The organism is Streptomyces klenkii (genome assembly GCF_003626645.1).
In the GTDB taxonomy this organism is placed as follows: domain Bacteria; phylum Actinomycetota; class Actinomycetes; order Streptomycetales; family Streptomycetaceae; genus Streptomyces; species Streptomyces klenkii.
In genome coordinates this window covers 598,655-618,361 of sequence record NZ_RBAM01000003.1, presented here as the reverse complement: position 1 = coordinate 618,361, position 19,707 = coordinate 598,655, and the positions used below count along the sequence as shown (strand labels likewise).

Genomic DNA, 19,707 nt, shown 5'->3' with positions numbered 1-19,707 from the left:
TTGAGCACGCCTTCCCCCAACTGTGTACGGGGGGACCCCAGTGAGGAGTCGAGTCCCGTGCCGGAAACCACAGATCAGCAGAAGTTCGTCTACGACTTCACCGAGGGCAACAAGGACCTGAAGGACCTGCTCGGCGGGAAGGGCGCCAACCTCGCCGAGATGACCAACCTCGGCCTGCCCGTCCCCCCCGGCTTCACCATCACCACCGAAGCCTGCAAGGTCTACCTCGGCAGCGGCAGCGAGCCCACGGCCCTGCGCGACGAGGTCTCGGCCCACCTCGAAGCCCTCGAGAAGCGGATGGGCAAGAAGCTGGGGCAGGCGGACGACCCGCTGCTGGTCTCGGTCCGATCGGGCGCCAAGTTCTCCATGCCCGGCATGATGGACACCGTCCTCAACATCGGTCTCTCCGACGCCTCCGTGGCCGGGCTCGCCGCCCAGGCCGGCGACGAGCGCTTCGCCTGGGACTCCTACCGGCGCCTCATCCAGATGTTCGGCAAGACCGTGCTCGGCGTCGACGGCGAGCTCTTCGAGGACGCGCTCGACGAGGCCAAGCGCGCCAAGGGCGTCACCACGGACGTCGAGCTCGGCGCCGCCGACCTCAAGCGCCTGGTCGAGGAGTTCAAGGGCATCGTCGCCAAGGACACCGGCCGGGACTTCCCGCAGGAGCCGCGCGAGCAGATGGACCTCGCCATCCGGGCCGTCTTCGAGTCCTGGAACGGCGACCGCGCCAAGCTCTACCGCCGCCAGGAGCGCATCCCCGGCGACCTCGGCACCGCCGTCAACATCTGCTCCATGGTCTTCGGCAACCTCGGCCCCGACTCCGGCACCGGCGTCGCCTTCACCCGCGACCCCGCCAGCGGCCACCAGGGCGTCTACGGCGACTACCTCCAGAACGCCCAGGGCGAGGACGTCGTCGCCGGCATCCGCAACACCGTGCCGCTCGCCGACCTGGAGCGCATCGACAAGGCCTCCTACGACCAGCTGATGCAGATCATGGAGACCCTCGAGACGCACTACAAGGACCTGTGCGACATCGAGTTCACCATCGAGCGCGGCAAGCTGTGGATGCTCCAGACCCGCGTCGGCAAGCGCACCGCGGGCGCGGCCTTCCGCATCGCCACCCAGCTGGTCGACCAGGGACTGATCGACGAGGCCGAGGCGCTCCAGCGCGTCACCGGCGCGCAGCTGGCGATGCTGATGTTCCCGCGCTTCGACGAGAAGGCGAAGACCGACCTGCTCGGCCGGGGCATCGCGGCCTCGCCCGGCGCCGCCGTCGGCAAGGCCGTCTTCGACTCGTACACCGCCGTGAAGTGGTCGCGCTCGGGCGAGAAGGTCATCCTGATCCGCCGTGAGACCAACCCGGACGACCTCGACGGCATGATCGCCTCCGAGGGAATCCTCACCTCGCGCGGCGGCAAGACCTCGCACGCCGCCGTCGTCGCCCGCGGCATGGGCAAGACCTGTGTCTGCGGCGCGGAGGAGCTGGAGGTCGACACCAAGCGCCGCCGGATGACCGCCCCCGGCGGGGTCGTCATCGAGGAGGGCGAGGTCGTCTCCATCGACGGCTCGACCGGCAAGGTCTACCTCGGTGAGGTGCCCGTCGTGCCGTCCCCGGTCGTCGAGTACTTCGAGGGCCGCACGGACGGCGCCGCCGAGGACGCCGACGAGCTCGTCAAGGCCGTGCACCGCGTGATGTCCTACGCGGACGGCCGGCGCCGCCTCCAGGTCCGGGCCAATGCCGACAACGCCGAGGACGCGGCCCGCGCCCGCCGCTTCGGCGCCCAGGGCATCGGCCTGTGCCGCACCGAGCACATGTTCCTCGGTGAGCGCCGCGAGATGGTCGAGCGGCTGATCCTCGCCGACCACGAGGACGAGCGCGACGAGGCCCTCAAGGCCCTGCTGCCGCTCCAGAAGTCCGACTTCGTCGAGCTCTTCGAGGCCATGGACGGGCTGCCGGTCACGGTGCGCCTGCTCGACCCGCCGCTGCACGAGTTCCTGCCCGACATCACCGAGCTGTCCGTGCGGGTCGCGCTCGCCGAGGCCCGCGAGGAGGCGCACGAGAACGAGCTGCGCCTGCTCCAGGCCGTGCACAAGCTCCACGAGCAGAACCCGATGCTGGGCCTGCGCGGCGTCCGCCTCGGCCTCGTCATCCCGGGCCTGTTCGCCATGCAGGTGCGGGCCATCGCCGAGGCCGCCGCCGAGCGCGTGAAGGCGGGCGGCGCGCCGCACGCCGAGATCATGATCCCGCTGGTGGGCACCGTCCAGGAGCTGGAGATCGTCCGCGAGGAGGCCGAGCGGGTCATCGCCGAGGTCGAGCGGGCCACCGGCACCGACCTGCGGCTCACCCTCGGCACCATGATCGAGCTGCCGCGCGCCGCGCTCACGGCCGGTCAGATCGCCGAGGCCGCCGAGTTCTTCTCCTTCGGCACCAACGACCTCACCCAGACCGTGTGGGGCTTCTCCCGCGACGACGTCGAGGCGAGCTTCTTCACCGCGTACCTGGAGAAGGGCATCTTCGGCGTCAGCCCCTTCGAGACCATCGACCGGGACGGCGTGGGCTCGCTCGTACGGTCCGCCGCCGAGGCCGGCCGGGCCACCCGCCCCGACCTCAAGCTCGGCGTCTGCGGCGAGCACGGCGGCGACCCGGACTCGGTGCACTTCTTCCACGAGGTGGGCCTGGACTACGTCTCCTGCTCGCCCTTCCGCATCCCCGTCGCGCGCCTGGAGGCCGGCCGTGCGGCCGCGCTCGGCGACGGGGGCTCCGACAGCCGCTGACGCGGCTGCCGCGCCGGCCCGGCACGAACCGGGCCGGCGCGGCGGAGCCGCCGCCCGGGCGAACCCCGACCCTCAGCCCCGGCGGCGGCTCCAGCACCTCGAAGGGGCGGCACCCGTGCGGGGGGCCGCCCCTTCACTTCGGCGGCCCCTTCGCTTCGGCCGTTCCCTCACTTCGGCTGATCGCCCTCGCTCCACACGGACCGAACGGTACGGACCAAGGCCCCCGCGGCCCCCTTCACCCGGAACCCCGGTGGCTGGAAAACGCCGCCGTCATGGGGCCCGTGAGGCGCGCGATGAGGCGGCAGTGTCTCCGGCACATGACGCCGGAGTTACCGGGGCGTGGTCATCCTGTGGTGATCCTGCGCCCGAGATGTGCCCGACCTGTGGCTTCCCTGTGCCGGACAGGGCGAAGGGGCGGCGCTCGTGCGGGAGCGCCGCCCCTCTTTACTCCCCCACCGGGAGTTGTTGCCGCCCGCATCGGCTCGGGCGGCAACTCGCATACTCAGCGGCCGCTTTTTCGCTCGCCACCCCCCACGGGAACGAGCGGGGTGCGGCCCCGAGTGCGTGAATAGCATTTCGCTTCCCCCACGTTCCCCGCGAGTCCTTTCAACTGTGGCCAAAAGGGCGTGGTAACAGCTCGTATCGGTGTGCATACTCAGTGAGCGGGGGGTGGTTGCGGATGTCTCATGTGGGGGTTTGGTGCTGCGCGTCCATTTCACTGGACTCGATCTGGCCCGGTTGCGCCTGGCCGGAGACCCGGACGCACTCTGGGAAACCGTATTGAGCCTCCACCGGCTCCGGGACAAACAAGGCGAGTCGATCTTCGGGGATTGGCGCTCGGAAACCCGGGCCAGGTTGAATGGTGAAACTCGGCTTCTCGCCCCGCTGGTGCCTTCCCGCGGGTATTTTCCGGACTTCCTCACACCCCCCGAAGGGGTACTCGGACTCGACTCCGGCATGCAGGCCCTGCGCGAGACGCCGGGCGAGCGGGTGCACCGCGAGCTCGGCCGGCTCCCCACCGCCCGGACGCTCCCCGCTTGGATACGATCCATGGCCGAGGGGGACGACCGGGCCTTCGCCAAGCTCACCGGAGCGCTCCAGGCCTACCACGAGGCCGCGATAGCACCCTACTGGCAGCACATCCAGGCCCAGATCGAGGCCGATCGCGCCGTGCGCGGCCGGGCCCTGCTGGACGGCGGCGCGGACGCCCTGCTCTCCTCGCTGCCGCCCATGATGCGCTGGCGCGCCCCGGTCCTGGAGGCCGACTACCCCGTGGACCGCGACGTCCACCTCAACGGCCGCGGGCTGCTGCTGGTTCCCTCCTTCTTCTGCCGGCGCACGCCCGTCACCTACCGGGACCCCGACCTCACGCCGGTCCTCGTCTACCCCGCCCGGCACATGTCGGAGTCCGCGCCCGCCGTGCAGACCGCTCCGCGCTCGCTCGGCAAGCTCGTCGGGCACACCCGCTCGGCGGTCCTCGGCTCCATCGGCGGCGGCTGCACCACCAGCGAGCTCGCCCGCCGCGTCGGCGTGTCCGCGGCCTCGGCCAGCCAGCACGCGGGCGTCCTGCGCGAGGCGGGCCTGGTCCTGACGCTGCGCAACGGCAGCGCGGTGATGCACACCCTCACGCCCCTGGGCGCGGCCCTCCTGCGCGGCGGCCACAAGACGACGCAGCTCGCGCAGAGGGCGCCTCAGTCGTCGATCCCCGAGCGCTCCACGCCCGCCACGATGTAGCGCTGCAAGAGCAGGAAGACGAGCAGCAGCGGGAGGATCGAGACGGCGGCCGCGACGAACAGCTCGTGGATCTGGACGGTCTGGGCCGTGGTGAACGTCGACAGGGCCACCTGCACCGTCCACGAGTCGCGGCCCTGCCCGATCACCAGCGGCCACAGGAACGCGTTCCACGCCCCGATGAAGACGATCGTGCCCACGGCCGCGAAGACGGGCCGGGAGTTGGGCACCACGACCCGCCAGTACGTGCGCCAGTACCCCAGCCCGTCCACCTGCGCCGCGTCCTCCAGCTCCCGCGGGAAGCCCAGGAAGTACTGGCGGAAGACGAAGCACGCGAAGGCGCTGAAGAGCGTCGGCACGATCAGCCCGCGCAGGCTGGAGACCCAGCCCAGCGACGACACCAGCACGAACGACGGCACGAACGTGACCGCCGCCGGCACCAGCAGGGTGCCCAGGATCGCGTAGAAGACGGCGTCGGCGTGCCGGTAGGGGATGCGGGCCAGCCCGTAGCCCGCGAGCGAGGCCAGCAGCAGCGTGCCCAGCGTGGTGGCCACCGCGATCAGCGAGGAGTTCAGCAGGGCCCGGGCCATCGGCACGTCCGGGTCGGTGAACAGCTCGCGCACGTTCGACCAGTGCGGGCCGGCGGGGAAGAGCGTCCAGCCGGGTGCGGTGATCTCCTCCTCGGAGGCCAGGCCGCCGCGCACCAGCAGGTAGAAGGGGATGAGGAACAGCACGGCGAGGGCCGTCAGCAGCATCAGCCGCAGGGCCCGCCCGGTGCGTACGAGGGCGTCGTCCACGTCGTCAGTCCTCTCTCCGGCCGAGGCCCGACCAGCGGGCCTGCACGACCGTCACCACGGCGATGATCAGCGCCAGCAGCACCGCCCCGGCACTGCCCAGCCCCAGGTCCTGCCCCTGGCCGAGGGCGAGGTAGTACAGGTGGACCAGCGGCGGCCGGGCGTAGGGCGGGTAGCCGCGCTGGTCCGACAGCAGGTTGTAGAACTCGTCGAACGCCTGGAAGGCGTTGATGATCAGCAGCAGCACCACGGCCACCGAGGTGCTGCGCAGCGCCGGGAACGTGATGTGGCGGAAGGTCTGCCAGCCGGGCCGGGCGCCGTCCAGGGCCGCCGCCTCGTACAGCCGCGGCGGGATGCGCTGGAGGCCGGCCAGGAACAGCACCATGTAGAACCCCGCCTGGAGCCACAGCCGTACGGTGATGATGACCAGCCAGTACCAGGGCGGGTCGGTGGAGGCCAGCCAGGCCACCGGCTCGGCCCCGAACCAGCCGAGGACGGTGTTGGCCAGCCCGAAGCGCACTCCGTTGAACACCGACAGCTTCCACACCGTGGCCGCCACGACGTAGCTGCACGCCGTGGGGAGGAAGAAGACCGACCGGAAGAACGCCCGGCCCGCGCGCAGCCGGTTGACCGCGAGCGCCAGCCCCAGGGACAGCGCGTACGTGGCCGGCACGATGAAGGCGCTGAAGACCGCGAAGGTCACGAGCGAGGAGCGGAAGGAGGCGTCGGCCAGCAGCGTCGCGTAGTTGTCCAGCCGGACGAACTCGGTGGGGGAGACGGTGTTGTGGGCGTCGAAGAAGCTCAGGTACACGCTCCAGGCGAGCGGTACGTAGGTGAAGAGGGCGAGCCCCGCGGCGAAGGGGCCCACGAAGGCCCAGAACCACAGCGCGCGGTGCCGCTGCCGGGCGGCGGGGAGGCGGCGCGGGGCCGCGGGCATCAGCCGCGGCTCCGTACGCGGTGCAGCTCGGCGCTCGCCTTGCGCACCACCGCCTTGAGCTCGCCGCCGGGGTCGGCGCCCTCCCGGATGATGCGAGTGAGGGCATCCAGATAGGCGGTTTGACTCGCTGCCGTCCACAAAAGGGGCTGTGCGTAGCCGTGTTCCTTGGTGAAGCGCACGGCCTCCGCGGCCGCCCCGGACTTCAGCCGGCCGGCCCGGGCGGTGAGGGAGGCGCGGGCGGGGATGTGCAGCCCGTAGGACTGTGCGAAGTCCTCCTGGAAGTCGGTGCGCTCGACCCACAGCCACTTCACGTACGCCTCGGCCGCCTCCCGGTGCGCGCTGCGGCTGCTGACGGCCGCCGCCCACGCGCCCACGGGCACGGACGGCCGCCCGGCCGGGCCGTCCGGTGGGAAGGGCAGCACCCCGAAGTCGTCCCCGAGGGCCTTCTGCACCTGCGGCAGCGCCCACAGCCCGCACCACTGCATCGCGGCCAGCCCCTGGGTGAAGGCCGCCGGGTTGAACCAGTCGGTGGGCGCGCCCAGCAGCAGCGAGCCGTCGGTGTGGAACCGGCGCAGCTTGCCGAGGGTGCGCGCCGCGGCCGGGTCGTCGAAGCCCACCTCTCCGCCGGGGGTGACGAGGGACAGCCCGGCCGCGTACAGCGGCGTGCCGCCCAGGGCGCCCGCGCCGCCGGAGTTGCCCAGGAAGAACCCCTTGACGTCCTTGCGCGTCAGCCGCCGGGCGGCGTCCACGAGCTCGTCCAGCGACTGCGGCGGCCGCACGCCCGCCGCGTCCAGCATGCTCCTGCGGTAGTAGAGCAGCTGGGTGTCGACGAGCTGGGGGATGCCCCAGACGCGGTCCCGGTAGGTCCGGGGCGCGAGGATCACGGGGTCGAATTCGCCCTTGACGTCCTTCAGCAGGCCGGTCAGGTCGGTCACCTGGCCGGCCTGGATCTGCTCGATCGTCGGGCCGGCCACCTCGAAGACGTCCGGCCCGGAGTCCGTCAGCAGGGCGGCGGCGGTCTGCTGGTCGTAGTTCCCGGGCCGCCACTCGATCCGCACGGCGGCGTCCTTGTACGCGGCGGCGTACCGGCCCACCGCCTGCCGCGTGCCCGGCTCGCCGTACTGGTGGTACCAGTGGGAGAGCCGGGGCCGGCCCGGCCCCTCCTCCCCGCCGCGCCCCGTATTGGACCCGCACCCGGTCAGTGCGATGCCCGCACCCCCGGCCAAGAGCAGTCTGCGGCTGATCGGCATGTTCGGTTCTCCCCCTCGCGGTCGGGACCGTACGGACCAACGATCAACGATGGGGGAGGATTACGACAGGCCGATTACCGCCGTGTGCCGGTCCGCCGGGCGGCCGGTTCCGCGCCGATGCGGAAGCGGAGGCGGCAGATCGCCGCGTCCGTGTCGCGGCGGACCGCGTGGGCCACGACCGCGCCGCGCTGGTTCTGGAGCAGCCGCTGCCAGACGTGGGCGGGCTCGACCTCGGGGATGAGGACGGTGACGCGGTTGTCCGGGTGCCGGTCGGTGAGCTCGTGGACGTAGGCGACGATGGGGCGGCCCAGGGCGCGCGTGGCGGCGGGCAGTTCGACCAGGTCGACGCCCGGGTTCCACAGCTCCCAGTCGCGCCGCAGCGACTCGGCGGCCCGCGCCCCCTCCGCGTCGGGCTGGACGGCGGTCACCGCGATCACCTCGTCGCCCAGCGACACCGCGGCGGTCAGGGCCTTGCTGGTCAGCCGGGAGAGGGAGGAGACGGGCACGACGACCACACTGTGGCAGCGGCGCGGCGCCTCCGGCACCCGGCCCAGCCCCAGCCGCTCGCCGATCCGCCCGTACGAACGGTGCACGGCCTCGAAGACCAGCACCATCAGCGGCAGCGCCAGGACGATCAGCCAGGCGCCCTCCTCGAACTTCGTGGCCGTCACCACGACGGCCGACACCCCGGTGAGCACGGCACCGAAGCCGTTGAGGAGCGCCTTGCCGCGCCAGCCCGCCGAGCGCTCCTGCCGCCAGTGCCGCACCATGCCGACCTGGCAGATCGTGAAGCCCACGAACACCCCGATCGCGAACAGCGGCACCAGCGTGTTGACGTCGCCGCCGGAGAAGAGCAGCAGCAGCGCGGAGACCGCCGCGAGGGCCAGCACGCCGTGCCGGTGCACCTGCCGGTCCGCCTTGAGGCCGAAGACGTGCGGCAGGTAGTTGTCCCGGGCCAGCAGGGCCATCAGGACGGGCAGCCCGCCGAAGGACGTGTTCGCGGCCAGCGCCAGCAGGACGACGGTGGCGAACTGCACCACGTAGAAGGCCCAGTTGTGGCCGAGCGAGGCGTCGGCGAGCTGCGCGAGGACGGTGACGCCCTCGACCGGCTGCAAGTGGAAGCGGCCGATGAGCACTGCCAGGCCGATCAGCATGACGCCCAGCAGGGCGCCCAGCGCGACCTCCGTGCGCTGGGCCCGCCGCTGCGCCGGGGCGCGGAATGCCGGCACGGCGTTGGCCACGGCCTCCACGCCGGTGAGGGCGGAGCAGCCCGCGGCGAAGGCCTTCAGGAGCAGCAGGACGCCCACGGACGTGGCGTTCCCGGCGAGCACGGAGGCGTGCCCGGCGGCGGCCTCGGTGCTCGCGGGCGCGTCCCGCAGCAGCCCGGCCACGATCATCGTCAGGATCGAGCCGACGAACACGGCGGTGGGCACCATGAACCACTTCGCGGACTCCACGATGCCGCGCAGGTTCACCCCGGTCACCAGGGCCAGCACGGCCAGGCAGATCCACAGCCGGTCGGCGTAGAGGGAGGGGAAGGCGGAGGTCAGGGCGGCGACGCCGGCGGTGACCGACACCGCCACGTTCAGCACGTAGTCCAGCACCAGGGAGGCCGCGGTCACCAGGCTGGTGCGCCGGCCGAGGTGCCGCTTGGCGACCGCGTACGAGCCGCCGCCGTCCGGGAACGCCGCGATGACCTGCCGGTAGGAGGCGACGAGGACCGCCAGCAGGGCGGCGATCGCGAAGGTGACGGGGAGCGTGAAGCCCAGCCCGTACGCGCCCGCCGCGGCCAGCACCAGGACGATCGACTCGGGCCCGTAGGCCACCGACGCCATCGCGTCCAGGGAGAGGGCCGCGAGCCCCTGCGGGGCGGTCAGCCGGTGCCGGTCCTCGGCGCAGGGCCGCGCGGCGCCGGTATCCGGCGGTTCCTCGCCGGCCCCTCCGGGCTGCTTGTTCGCGTGCGCGAGCAGGGACATGCTGTTCGTACCTCCGTGCTTGGGACGCCCAGCGTGCGGCCGCCCCCGCGCGCTCGCGCACATTCTTGGCGGCCTCTTGGCGCGTTCCGGAGGGATCTTCACGCGCTCTTGACGGCCCGGGCCGGGATACGTCAGCAGGGCGTAAGGGTTGGCCCAAGTGGCGTCAGCACCCCGTCAACACCCGGCGCCCCGGCCCCGGCCCGGGCCTAGCGTCACGGGCATGGGACGGCGACAGCTCTCGAAGACGCGGGCGGGCGGCCCCGTCGCACGGACGGCACGGACGAAGGCGCAGCCGCCGGGCGGCGAGGTCCTCGCCCGCGACCGCGGCTGGCGGCACGAGGCGCGGGCCGCCTGGTACTGCGGCTCCGCCCTCACCGGCGTCCTCCTCGTCGCCGACCTCGCCCGCGGCGGCCTCGACGGGCCGCGCGCCGCCTGCTGGACCGGGCTCGGGGCGCTCCTGCTGGCCGTCCTGCTGCCGCAGCAGGTCACCGCCGGCCACGACTGGCTCGCCGTGCGCGGCCTGCTGGGGGAGAAGCGCGTCCGTACGGACCTGCTCACGCAGGTGCGCCGCGCGGACGGCATGACGCCGCGGCTCGTGCTGCGGGACGCCGGGGGCCGGCGCGTGGAGTTCGACCCGGAGGTGCTCGTCGCCAACCCGCTGCTGTGGCACCGGCTGGACTCGGGGGTGCGGCGCGCCCGCGAGAGCGGCCTGCTGCGGGAGGGCGACGCGCCGCTGGCGGAGCTCGCGGAACGGATCGACGGCGAGGGGGCGCGGCTCCTGCTGGAGGACCTCACCCGTAGAAGCCTGCCCGGCGATTGAGGACAACGGCCGTGGTCAGGTCCGGGTCCGGGTCACAGCCAGTCGTACGTCACTCCCGTCAGCCGCTCCGACGCGGTCCAAAGCCCTGCGCTCGCGCGATCATTGCGCGTCCAAGGAGCCCGCATCGCCCGCCGCGCAGGTGTCCCGCCGCGGAGCTCGAAGCGCGGCCCGAAGTAGTCGTCCTGGAGGACGTCCTGCGCGGTCGCCGCGTACAGCGTGGGCAGCGCCCCGGCCTCCGGGCTCTGGGCGAAGAGCCGGTTGAGCAGCTCGGCGGCGTGCTCGACCGAGGCCCGGCCCTCCATCCGGGCCCCGGCCGTCTGAAGGTTCGTGGCCGCGTAGCCGGGGTGGGCGGCGACGGCGACGACGCGCGAGCCCTCCGCCGTCAGCCGCTGCGACAGCTCGTGCGTGAACAGCAGGTTGGCGCTCTTGGAGCGGCCGTAGGCGAGCCAGCGGCGGTAGCGGTGCTCCATGTTGAGGTCGCGGGGGTCGACCGTGCCCAGGACGTGCAGCCCGCTGGCGACGGTGACGACCCGCGCGCCGTGCCCCGCCTCCCGCAGCCGTGGCAGCAGCAGCCCGGTCAGCGCGAAATGGCCGAGATGGTTCGTGCCCAGGTGCATCTCGAAGCCGTCGACCGTGCGGCGCTGCGGCAGCGCCATCACCCCGGCGTTGTTGATCAGCAGGTCGAGCCGGTCGCCGGGCAGGTCCGCGGCGAAGTCCCGCACCGAGGACAGGTCCGCGAGGTCGAGCGGGGCGAACTGCACGTCGGCGCCGGGCGCCGCCCCCCGGACCCGCTCCTCGGCGGCCTTGCCGCGCGTCGCGTCGCGGCAGGCCAGGACGACCCGCGCGCCGCGCCGCGCCAGCTCGCGGGCCGTGACGTAGCCGATGCCGCTGTTGGCGCCCGTGATCACCGCCGTGCGGCCGCTCTGGTCGGGGATCTCGCCGGCATTCCATCCAGTCACGTCTGCTGCGCTCCTCTGCGGTCCGCACCCGGCACATACGCGTCAGTAGCCTTCGTCGGTCCCAGCGTAGGCGAGGGCGTGCGGGTGCAGGGCGGGCATTCGCCCGATACGGTGGCCCGCGCGCGGGGCGCCCCCGCTCAGCGCAGCCGGACCGTATACGCCGGGACCGACACCGCGGCGTCGTCCAGGCACCGGCCGTCCGTCAGGTCGAACCGCCGCCCGGCCGGCGGCGAGGTGACGTACGGCCGCCCGCCCGCCGAGCCCAGCGGGCCGCGCGCGAGGACGAACGCCCCGCTGAACGGGTCCTGGTTGCCTATGGCGTACGCGCGTCCCGCCCGGTCGACGAAGACGGCGGCCTGCTGGCCGTCCGGCAGCAGGACCGCCACCCCGCGGCCGGGCTTCAGATCGCCCAGCTCGCAGAGGGCGTGCCAGCGGCGCCCGAGGAGCGCCTCGACGCGTACGGACTCGCGTATGGATTCGGGTACCGGCTGAGGCGCGGACACGGGGGCGGACCCGGGTGCGGGCGCGTGCGGGAGCTGCTCGGGAGCGACGGTCATCGCGGGAGTCCCTTCGGGAGAGCGGGCAGGGACGGTGGGGGAGCGGGCCGGGCTGCGGAGCGCCAGCACTGTCGCACAGCCACAGCCGTCTGTCGCCACCGTGGCACACGTTTTCACCACAGCTGTGACGGCCGTGTGTCCGACTCCGACGGTTGTGTGTCACGGCTTGTGTCACGGCTCCGGAACGGGCTGCCGCCGTCCTCCGCAGCCGAGTTGGGCCGAGCCCGTACGATCGCCGGGGTGACCACCGACATATCTCTGACGACGCTGCTCGTGCTCTGCCTCGCCGCGGCCGCGGCGGGGTGGGTCGACGCCGTGGTGGGCGGCGGCGGTCTCTTGCAGCTCCCCGCGCTGATGGTGGCCCTGCCGCACGTTCCGGTCCCGCACGCCATCGGCACCAACAAGGCCGTCGCCATCTGCGGCACCGCGGCCGCCGCCGTCACCTACACCCGCCGCGCACCGGTGAACCGGCGCACCGCCCTGCGCATCGGCCTCGCCGCGCTCGGCGGCTCGTTCGCGGGGGCCTTCTTCGCCTCCGGCATCAGCAGCGCTGTCCTGCGCCCTCTGATCATGGCGATCCTGGTGGCCGTGCTGGTCTTCGTGCTGCTGCGCCCCGCCTTCGGCACGGACGCGCTGCCCACCGCCGAGAAGCAGGTCTCGCGCCGCCGCGCCCTCGCGGCGATCCTCGTCGCGGGCCTCGGCATCGGCTTCTACGACGGGCTCATGGGCCCGGGCACCGGCACGTTCCTCGTGCTCGCCCTCGCCGCGATCCTGCACATGGACCTGGTGACGGCCTCCGGCACCTCCAAGATCGTCAACGTGTGCACCAACGTGGGCGCGCTCGTCACCTTCTCCTTCCAGCACGCCGTGATCTGGCAGATCGCCGCCCCCATGGCGCTGTTCAACCTCACCGGCGGCGCGCTGGGCGCGCGGATGGCGCTCAAGCGCGGCAGCGGCTTCGTCCGTGCGGTCCTCGTCGTGGTGGTCCTGTCGCTGGTGTGCAAGCTGGGGTACGACCAGTGGGGCAGCGGCTGAGCTGCGGAAAGACCGCGGCGACGCGGCGGCAGGGCGGGGGAAGGACGCCGCGCTGCGCCGAACGGCCGACCTTGCATAAGAAATCCCTTAAATAGACCCGGCGCGCTCCGGTGCGCCCGGTGAATGCGGCTAGCCTGACCACTACCTTCCTGACGTGGTGGGGGTTCTCGTGCGTTTCTCCCGGTGGGGCCGGGCCCGGTGGGTCCGGGCCGTGCTCGCGGGGCTCTATGTCGTCACCCTCGCGGCGGCCGTGCCGCACGGGGCCGGTGGCCACGGCCGGGACGGCAGCTGGTCCAGCGAGGAGGCCCGGCGGTTCTGGGGGCCGACGCGGATCGAACAGGCGGCGCAGGGCGCCTCCGACGGCGAGAACGGCGACGCCGTGCCCGACGCGCAGCGCATCACCGGCAGCGCCCGCCACTTCGACGGGGTGCCGTCCGTGGGCGTGCTCGTCTCCGTCGGCGAGGACCTGCGCGACCACCACTGCACCGCCAGCGTGGTGCACAGCCCCAAGGGCAATCTGATCGTCACCGCCGGGCACTGCTCCATCGGCGACGACGCCGCGTTCGTCCCCGACTACCGGGCCGGTGCCGGCAAGCAGCCGTACGGGGTGTGGCCCGTGGACCACGTCTTCGCCGACCCCCGCCGCAGCGACACGGGCGCGGGCTCCGACCTGGACTTCGCCTTCGCCACGGTCAAGGCCGACAGCCGGGGCCGCCAGGTCGAGCGGGTCACCGGCGCCAACCGGCTGGTCCGTACGCCCGGCTACGTCAACCGCGTCACGGTCATCGGCTATCCCGACGCGGACGACGACTCCGCCGACGAGGCCATCCGCTGCACCGCCATGACCACCCGCCTCGAAGAGCGCAACCAGCTGCGGATGCGCTGCGACGGCTTCGTCTCGGGCACCTCCGGCAGCCCGTGGCTCACGCACTTCGACGAACGGACGCGCACCGGCGACCTCGTGGGCGTCCTGGGAGGCCTCAACGGAGGCGGCCCGGACGGCGACGAGAGCGCGCAGATCTCGTACAGCCCGGTCAACGACGACGAGATCTTCAAGCTGTACGTGGACGCCATAAACGACCGGGATCCCGAACGGGGCTAGGCCGGTCCGGCACCGGAGCCGTCCGGGGCGCTGCTACTGCGCGAGCGCCTGCTCCACGCCCGGCTCGTGCGGCCCCAGGAACCGCGGCCCCGGCCGCACGAGCGCGTCCAGCGCCGCCTTCCCCGACGCGAACACCTCCCGCGCACCGCCCCCGTACCAGGTCACGTCGTGCTTCGCGGCCACCCCGACCCCGTACGCGTCGATCCCCGCCGCCCCGCACAGCGCCAGCGCCCGCCGGACGTGGAAGCCCTGCGTGATGAGCACTGCCTTCTTCACGCCGAAGATCCGCACGGCGCGCGTGCACGAGTCCCACGTGTCGAAGCCCGCGAAGTCGCTCACGATGCGGTCCGCCGGCACCCCGCGCTCCGTCAGGTACGCCCGCATCGCGTCCGGCTCGTCGTACTCCTCGCGGCTGTTGTCGCCGGTGACCAGCACCACGCGGACCTTGCCCGCCCGGTACAGCTCGACCGCCGCGTCGAGGCGGTGCGCCAGGTACGGGGACGGCTTGCCCTCCCACAGGCCCGCGCCGAAGACCATGGCGACCGGCGCGGACGGCACGTTCGCGACGGTCCGCATCCGCGGCTCCGCCGCCGCGTACACCCACGTCGCCGGCAGCAGCGCGAGCACGCAGCCGGCCACGGCGGCCCACAGCAGCCGCCGCCGCTCCCGCCGCGTCCGCGGCATCCGTATCCGCATCCGCAGTACGCGGCCCCGCATCATGCCCATCACTCTCCCCGTCGACCGGTAAGAACGCACCGGACACCCGTACGGTTCCGGCCGGTCGCCGCCGTCGCTGCTGTCAGACCCGGCGGTTACCGTCGGAGTATGAACGGAACGGCACGCACCGCGGGCGAGCAGCCCCCCATCGCCGGATACGACGAGCAGGACCTGGAGCGCTGGGCCCCCGAGCCCGACAAGCGCCCCGGGCGCACCGCCTTCCAGCGCGACCGGGCCCGCGTGCTGCACTCCGCCGCCCTGCGCCGGCTCGCCGGCAAGACCCAGGTCGTCACGCCCGGCGTCAGCGCCCAGGCCTGGGACGCCAGCCCCCGCACCCGCCTCACCCACTCCCTGGAGTGCGCCCAGGTCGGCCGCGAGCTCGGCGCGGCCCTCGGCTGCGACCCCGACCTCGTCGAGACCGCCTGCCTCGCGCACGACCTCGGCCACCCCCCGTTCGGCCACAACGGCGAGGAGGCGCTCAACGAAGTCGCGGGCCCGTGCGGCGGGTTCGAGGGCAACGCCCAGTCGCTGCGCCTCCTCACCCGCCTGGAGCCCAAGAGGTTCGTCCCCAGCGACAGCACCGGCGAGCTCGTCAGCGTCGGCCTCAACCTCACCCGGGCCGCCCTCGACGCCGCCACCAAGTACCCCTGGCCGCGCGGCGGCCACCCCACCGACCCGGCCTCCCGCAAGTTCGGCGTCTACGCCGACGACGTGCCCGTCTTCACCTGGCTGCGGCAGGGCGCCCCCGCGGGCCGGCAGAGCTTCGAGGCCCAGGTCATGGACTGGGCCGACGACGTGGCCTACTCCGTGCACGACGTCGAGGACGGCCTGCACGCCGGCCACCTCGACCCGAACGCGCTGCTCGCCGAGCCCGAGCGCCGGGAGGTCTTCGCCGTCGTCGCCGGCCGCTACGCCCCCGGCGCCGAGCCCGGCGAGCTCGCCGAGGCCCTCGACCGGCTCCTGGAGCAGGAGTGGTGGCCGCACGGCTACGACGGCTCGGCCGTGGCCCAGGCCCGCCTCAAGGACGCCACCAGCCAGCTCATCGGCCGCTTCTGCCTGGCCGCAGAGACCGCCACGCGCGCCGCCTACGGCACCGGCCGCCTCACCCGTTACGGGGCCGAGCTCGTCGTCCCCCGCGAAACCCGCCTCGAATGCGCGGTCTTGAAGGCCGTCGCCGACCGCTACGTGATGCAGCGCGAGGACCAGGAGAAGCTCCGCGCCGAGCAGCGCGTCGTCATCGCCGAGCTCGCCGCCGCCCTCGTCGCCCGCGCCCCCGAGGGCCTCGACCCGCAGTTCCGCACGCTCCACGCCGCCGCCACGGACGACGCCGGCCGCCTGCGCGCCGTCGTCGACCAGATCGCCGCCCTGACCGACGTCTCCGCGCGCTCCCTGCTCACCCGCCTCACCGAAGGGCGTGGTGTGTCAGAAAGGTGACCGAATGTCCACAGAATCCCAGGACTTCCCCCACACCTTGCGGGTACTGACCCGTCCGGGGTAGTCCCTCTACCGGCGGCGGGCCCCGTGCGGCAACCTCTGCACGGGCCGGTTCCGGCCCGGGGGCGGTCCACCGCAGACGCGCTGCAGACGCAGCGCGTGGCAGCGAGGAGGCAGCAAGTGGTCGACGCGAACCAGACGTTCGTCATCGTCGGAGGGGGCCTGGCCGGGGCGAAGGCCGCGGAGACCCTCCGCGCGGAAGGCTTCACCGGCAGGGTGATCCTCATCTGCGACGAGCGTGAACACCCCTACGAGCGCCCACCGCTCTCCAAGGGCTACCTCACGGGCAAGGAGGACCGCGACAGCGTCTTCGTCCACGAGCCCGCCTGGTACGCCCAGGCCGACATCGAGCTGCACCTCGGCCAGCCCGCCGTCCACCTCGACCGCGCGAACCGCTCGGTCCGCCTCGGCGACGGCACCCGCGTCCACTACGACAAGCTGCTGCTCGCCACCGGCGCCGAGCCGCGCCGCCTCGACATCCCCGGCACCGGCCTCGCCGGCGTCCACCACCTGCGCCGCCTCGCCCACGCCGAGCGGCTGCGCGGCGTCCTCGCCTCCCTCGGTCGCGACAACGGCCACCTCGTCATCGCCGGCGCGGGCTGGATCGGCCTCGAAGTGGCCGCCGCCGCCCGTTCCTACGGTGCCGAGGTGACCGTCGTCGAGCCCGAGCCCACGCCGCTGCACCCCGTCCTCGGCCCCGAGCTCGGCCAGCTCTTCACCGACCTGCACAGCGAGCACGGCGTCCGCTTCCACTTCGGCGCCCGCCTCACCGAGATCGCCGGTCAGGACGGCATGGTCCTCGCCGCCCGCACCGACGACGGCGAGGAGCACCCCGCCCACGCCGTCCTCGCCGCCATCGGAGCCGCTCCCCGCACCGCCCTCGCCGAGGCCGCCGGCCTCGCCCTCGTCGACCGCGCCGACGGCGGCGGCATCGCCGTCGACGCCTCCCTGCGCACCTCCGACCCCGAGATCTACGCCGCGGGCGACGTCGCCGCGGCCGAGCACCCGACGCTGGGCACCCGCCTGCGCGTCGAGCACTGGGCCAACGCCCTCCACACCGGCCCCGCCGCCGCCCGCGCCATGCTCGGCCAGGACGTCGCGTACGACCGCGTGCCGTACTTCTTCTCCGACCAGTACGACGTCGGCCTGGAGTACTCCGGCTACGCCCCGCCCGGCTCCTACGACCAGGTCGTCTGCCGCGGCGACGTCGGCAAGCGCGAGTTCATCGCCTTCTGGCTCGCCGGGGGGCGCCTCCTCGCCGGGATGAACGTCAATGTGTGGGATGTCACGGATACCGTCCAGAAGCTCATCCGCTCCGGCGCCCCCCTGGACCCCGAGGCCCTCGCCGACCCCGGCGTCCCCCTCGACGCCCTGCTGCCCAGCCCGGCACAGTCCTGACCGGTCCGCGCCGGCCGCCCCCGCCCGTAGAATTCAGGCGTGGCAGGACGGATCAACGATGACGACGTGAAGGCGGTTCGGGACGCGGTCCCGATCGACGCCGTCGTGTCCGAGTACCTCCAGCTGCGCAACGCGGGCGGCGGCAACCTCAAGGGCCTGTGCCCCTTCCACGACGAGAAGTCCCCGTCCTTCCAGGTCAGCCCGGCCAAGGGCCTCTTCTACTGCTTCGGCTGCCAGGAGGGCGGGGACACCGTCGACTTCGTCATGAAGATCGACCACCTCTCCTTCGCCGAGACGATCGAGCGGCTGGCCGCCCAGGCCGGCATCACCCTGCGCTACGAGGAGGGCGGCTACACCCCGGGCCGCCAGCAGGGCGAGCGCATCCGCCTCGTCGAGGCCCACAAGCACGCCGCGAAGTTCTACGTCGAGCAGCTCGACAGCCCCGAGGCGGAGATCGGCCGGCAGTTCCTCGCGAGCCGCGGCTTCGGCCAGGACGCCGCGGCCCACTTCAGCGTCGGCTACAGCCCCGCGGGCTGGGACCACCTCACCCGCTTCCTGCGCGGCAAGGGCTTCAGCGACAAGGAGCTGATCCTCTCCGGCCTCGCCCAGGAGAGCCGCGGCGGCCGCCCCATCGACCGCTTCCGCGGCCGCCTGATGTGGCCCATCCGCGACATCACCGGCGAGGTCGTCGGCTTCGGCGCGCGCAAGCTCCGCGACGACGACAACGGCCCCAAGTACCTCAACACCCCCGAGACCCCCCTCTACCGCAAGTCGCACGTCCTCTACGGCATCGACCTCGCGAAGAAGGACATCGCCAAGACCAGCCGCGCCGTCGTCGTCGAGGGCTACACCGACGTCATGGCCTGCCACCTGGCCGGCGTCACCACCGCCATCGCCACCTGCGGCACCGCCTTCGCCGGCGACCACATCAAGATCCTCCGCCGGCTCCTGATGGACAACTCCGGCGCGAAGGTGATCTTTACCTTCGATGGTGACGCCGCCGGGCAGCGCGCGGCCCTGCGGGCCTTCGAGGACGACCAGAAGTTCGCGGCGAGCACCAAGATCGCTGTCAGCCCCGGCGGGATGGATCCGTGCGAGCTCCGTCTCGCCGACGGTGACGACGCCGTACGGCGACTGGTCGAGGAGAGCACCCCTCTCTTCGAGTTCGCGATCCGTTCCGTGGTCGCCCGGCACACCGTCGAGGATCCCGAGGGCCAGGCCGCCGCTCTGGAGGAGGCTGCCCCCATCGTGGCGAACATCAAGGACGGCTCCATCCGGCACCAGTACGCCGTCCGGCTCGCCGGCCTGCTGGGCATCCTCGACACCCAGTTCGTCGTCATGCGCGTCGGGCAGCTGGCTCGCTGGGCGCGCGAGCGCGGGGAGCGCGGCGGCCCCCAGCAGCGCTCCGCCGGCCGGGCCGGCGCGTCGTCGGCCCCCGGGCCCGCCGCGAGCCCCACCGGGCCCGCGGCGGGGCTCGCCCACCACCGGGTCGGCGGGCCGCAGGCCGTCCGCGGGCCCGCGCTCAACCTGCGCAGCCCCGTCGCCCTCACCGAGCGCGAGCTCCTCAAGCTCGCCCTCCAGCGGCCCGAGCTGGTCGCCCCGGCCTTCGACGCGTACGGCGAGGACGAGTTCACCGCCGCGCCCTACGTGGCCGTGCGGCGCGCCGTCGAGGAGGCGGGCGGCGTCACCGGCGCCCCCGCCGACTACCTCACGCGCGTCCGGGACGCCGCCCCCGACGACACCGTCCGGGCGATGATCACGGAGCTGGCCGTCGAGGCGATCCGGCACAAGAACGTGGACGAGGTCTACGCGGGTATCCAGCTCGTCCAGGTCCGGCTGCGCGCCGTAGAGCGCCGCATCCAGGAGGTCCAGGGCAGCCTGATCCGCCTGGGTAGCCGCCCGGACCCGGAGCACCTCGCTGCCGTGCAGAACGAACTGTGGGTGCTGGAGCAGTACGCGCGTTCCCTGAAGGACCGGGGCGCGGCGGCGCTGTAGGGCCCGCCCCGAAGGGCGCATGCCCTTCATTCCGCCGCGACGGCGAGTGACCCTCACGAAGCGGAGGTCGTAACCCCCGGTCACGGAACGGACTCAGAAAGTGCCCGCAAGCCCCTCGTGGCGGGCCCGCGTCGTACCCCACACTGGTGGGCGGTGCCTGAGTCCTC

At 73.1% G+C, this 19,707-nt stretch carries 15 protein-coding genes; 8 read left to right on the top strand and 7 right to left on the bottom strand.

The window, feature by feature from the left end; all coding sequences use genetic code 11:
- Window positions 1–57 precede the first annotated feature (57 nt).
- Together ppdK and D7231_RS09540 are read left to right on the top strand one after the other, a co-directional pair.
- Window positions 58–2,775: a pyruvate, phosphate dikinase gene (gene ppdK / locus D7231_RS09545; RefSeq protein ID WP_120754496.1), complete on the top strand. Its 2,718-nt coding sequence runs from the start codon at window positions 58–60 to the stop codon at window positions 2,773–2,775.
- A 699-nt stretch (window positions 2,776–3,474) separates the two neighbouring features.
- Entirely contained in the window at window positions 3,475–4,509 is a 1,035-nt protein-coding gene (locus tag D7231_RS09540) for an ArsR/SmtB family transcription factor (RefSeq protein WP_120754628.1), read from the top strand.
- Here the strand turns inward: D7231_RS09540 and D7231_RS09535 are convergent.
- From D7231_RS09535 to D7231_RS09520, 4 genes are all read right to left on the bottom strand, one after another.
- Window positions 4,467–5,303: a carbohydrate ABC transporter permease gene (locus tag D7231_RS09535; RefSeq protein ID WP_120754495.1), complete on the bottom strand. Its 837-nt coding sequence runs from the start codon at window positions 5,301–5,303 to the stop codon at window positions 4,467–4,469. The genes D7231_RS09540 and D7231_RS09535 overlap by 43 nt on opposite strands.
- Window positions 5,304–5,307: 4 nt before the next feature.
- Window positions 5,308–6,237, bottom strand: coding sequence for a carbohydrate ABC transporter permease (locus D7231_RS09530; RefSeq protein WP_120754494.1), 930 nt, complete (start codon window positions 6,235–6,237; stop codon window positions 5,308–5,310).
- The gene (locus D7231_RS09525; protein ID WP_120754493.1) at window positions 6,237–7,487 is read right to left on the bottom strand and encodes an ABC transporter substrate-binding protein; all 1,251 of its coding nucleotides are present in this window, start codon (window positions 7,485–7,487) and stop codon (window positions 6,237–6,239) included. The genes D7231_RS09530 and D7231_RS09525 overlap by 1 nt, the downstream gene beginning before the upstream one ends.
- A 74-nt stretch (window positions 7,488–7,561) precedes the next feature.
- Complete coding sequence (locus D7231_RS09520) at window positions 7,562–9,463, bottom strand: APC family permease (RefSeq protein ID WP_120754492.1); 1,902 nt, start codon at window positions 9,461–9,463, stop codon at window positions 7,562–7,564.
- Window positions 9,464–9,683: 220 nt separating this feature from the next.
- Between D7231_RS09520 and D7231_RS09515 the strand changes: the two genes are divergently transcribed.
- Window positions 9,684–10,283: a hypothetical protein gene (locus D7231_RS09515; RefSeq protein WP_199739329.1), complete on the top strand. Its 600-nt coding sequence runs from the start codon at window positions 9,684–9,686 to the stop codon at window positions 10,281–10,283.
- Between the two features lie 32 nt (window positions 10,284–10,315).
- On the opposite strand, the gene D7231_RS09510 is transcribed toward D7231_RS09515, so the two are convergent.
- Together D7231_RS09510 and D7231_RS09505 are read right to left on the bottom strand one after the other, a co-directional pair.
- On the bottom strand, window positions 10,316–11,242 hold the full coding sequence (locus D7231_RS09510) for an oxidoreductase (RefSeq protein ID WP_120754491.1): 927 nt from the start codon (window positions 11,240–11,242) through the stop codon (window positions 10,316–10,318).
- 137 nt (window positions 11,243–11,379) lie between these two features.
- On the bottom strand, window positions 11,380–11,799 hold the full coding sequence (locus D7231_RS09505; protein WP_120754490.1) for a nitrite reductase (NAD(P)H) small subunit: 420 nt from the start codon (window positions 11,797–11,799) through the stop codon (window positions 11,380–11,382).
- Between the two features lie 240 nt (window positions 11,800–12,039).
- Between D7231_RS09505 and D7231_RS09500 the strand changes: the two genes are divergently transcribed.
- Window positions 12,040–12,834: a sulfite exporter TauE/SafE family protein gene (locus D7231_RS09500; protein WP_120754627.1), complete on the top strand. Its 795-nt coding sequence runs from the start codon at window positions 12,040–12,042 to the stop codon at window positions 12,832–12,834.
- 154 nt (window positions 12,835–12,988) lie between these two features.
- Entirely contained in the window at window positions 12,989–13,936 is a 948-nt protein-coding gene (locus D7231_RS09495) for a trypsin-like serine peptidase (RefSeq protein ID WP_241999626.1), read from the top strand.
- Between the two features lie 33 nt (window positions 13,937–13,969).
- Here D7231_RS09495 and D7231_RS09490 read toward each other — a convergent pair whose 3' ends face one another.
- Complete coding sequence (locus tag D7231_RS09490) at window positions 13,970–14,662, bottom strand: SanA/YdcF family protein (RefSeq protein ID WP_391473341.1); 693 nt, start codon at window positions 14,660–14,662, stop codon at window positions 13,970–13,972.
- A gap of 99 nt (window positions 14,663–14,761) precedes the next feature.
- Here D7231_RS09490 and D7231_RS09485 point away from each other — a divergent pair, with 99 nt between their 5' ends.
- The 3 genes from D7231_RS09485 to dnaG all read left to right on the top strand — a co-directional run bounded on the left by D7231_RS09485 (window position 14,762) and on the right by dnaG (window position 19,540).
- Window positions 14,762–16,087, top strand: coding sequence for a deoxyguanosinetriphosphate triphosphohydrolase (locus D7231_RS09485; RefSeq protein ID WP_120754489.1), 1,326 nt, complete (start codon window positions 14,762–14,764; stop codon window positions 16,085–16,087).
- A 180-nt stretch (window positions 16,088–16,267) separates the two neighbouring features.
- Window positions 16,268–17,545, top strand: coding sequence for an NAD(P)/FAD-dependent oxidoreductase (locus D7231_RS09480; protein WP_120754488.1), 1,278 nt, complete (start codon window positions 16,268–16,270; stop codon window positions 17,543–17,545).
- Window positions 17,546–17,584: 39 nt separating this feature from the next.
- Window positions 17,585–19,540 carry a DNA primase gene (dnaG, locus tag D7231_RS09475; protein ID WP_120754487.1) on the top strand — a complete coding sequence of 652 codons (1,956 nt, stop codon included), beginning with the start codon at window positions 17,585–17,587 and terminating at the stop codon, window positions 19,538–19,540.
- Window positions 19,541–19,707: the final 167 nt, after the last annotated feature.

Coding starts and splice junctions, on each gene's coding strand:
- D7231_RS09505 (WP_120754490.1), bottom strand. CDS start 11,799: ATGACCGTCGCTCCCGAGCAGCTCCCGCACGCGCCCGCACCCGGGTCC.
- D7231_RS09485 (WP_120754489.1), top strand. CDS start 14,762: ATGAACGGAACGGCACGCACCGCGGGCGAGCAGCCCCCCATCGCCGGA.
- D7231_RS09520 (WP_120754492.1), bottom strand. CDS start 9,463: ATGTCCCTGCTCGCGCACGCGAACAAGCAGCCCGGAGGGGCCGGCGAG.
- D7231_RS09490 (WP_391473341.1), bottom strand. CDS start 14,662: ATGGGCATGATGCGGGGCCGCGTACTGCGGATGCGGATACGGATGCCG.
- D7231_RS09515 (WP_199739329.1), top strand. CDS start 9,684: ATGGGACGGCGACAGCTCTCGAAGACGCGGGCGGGCGGCCCCGTCGCA.
- D7231_RS09530 (WP_120754494.1), bottom strand. CDS start 6,237: ATGCCCGCGGCCCCGCGCCGCCTCCCCGCCGCCCGGCAGCGGCACCGC.
- D7231_RS09525 (WP_120754493.1), bottom strand. CDS start 7,487: ATGCCGATCAGCCGCAGACTGCTCTTGGCCGGGGGTGCGGGCATCGCA.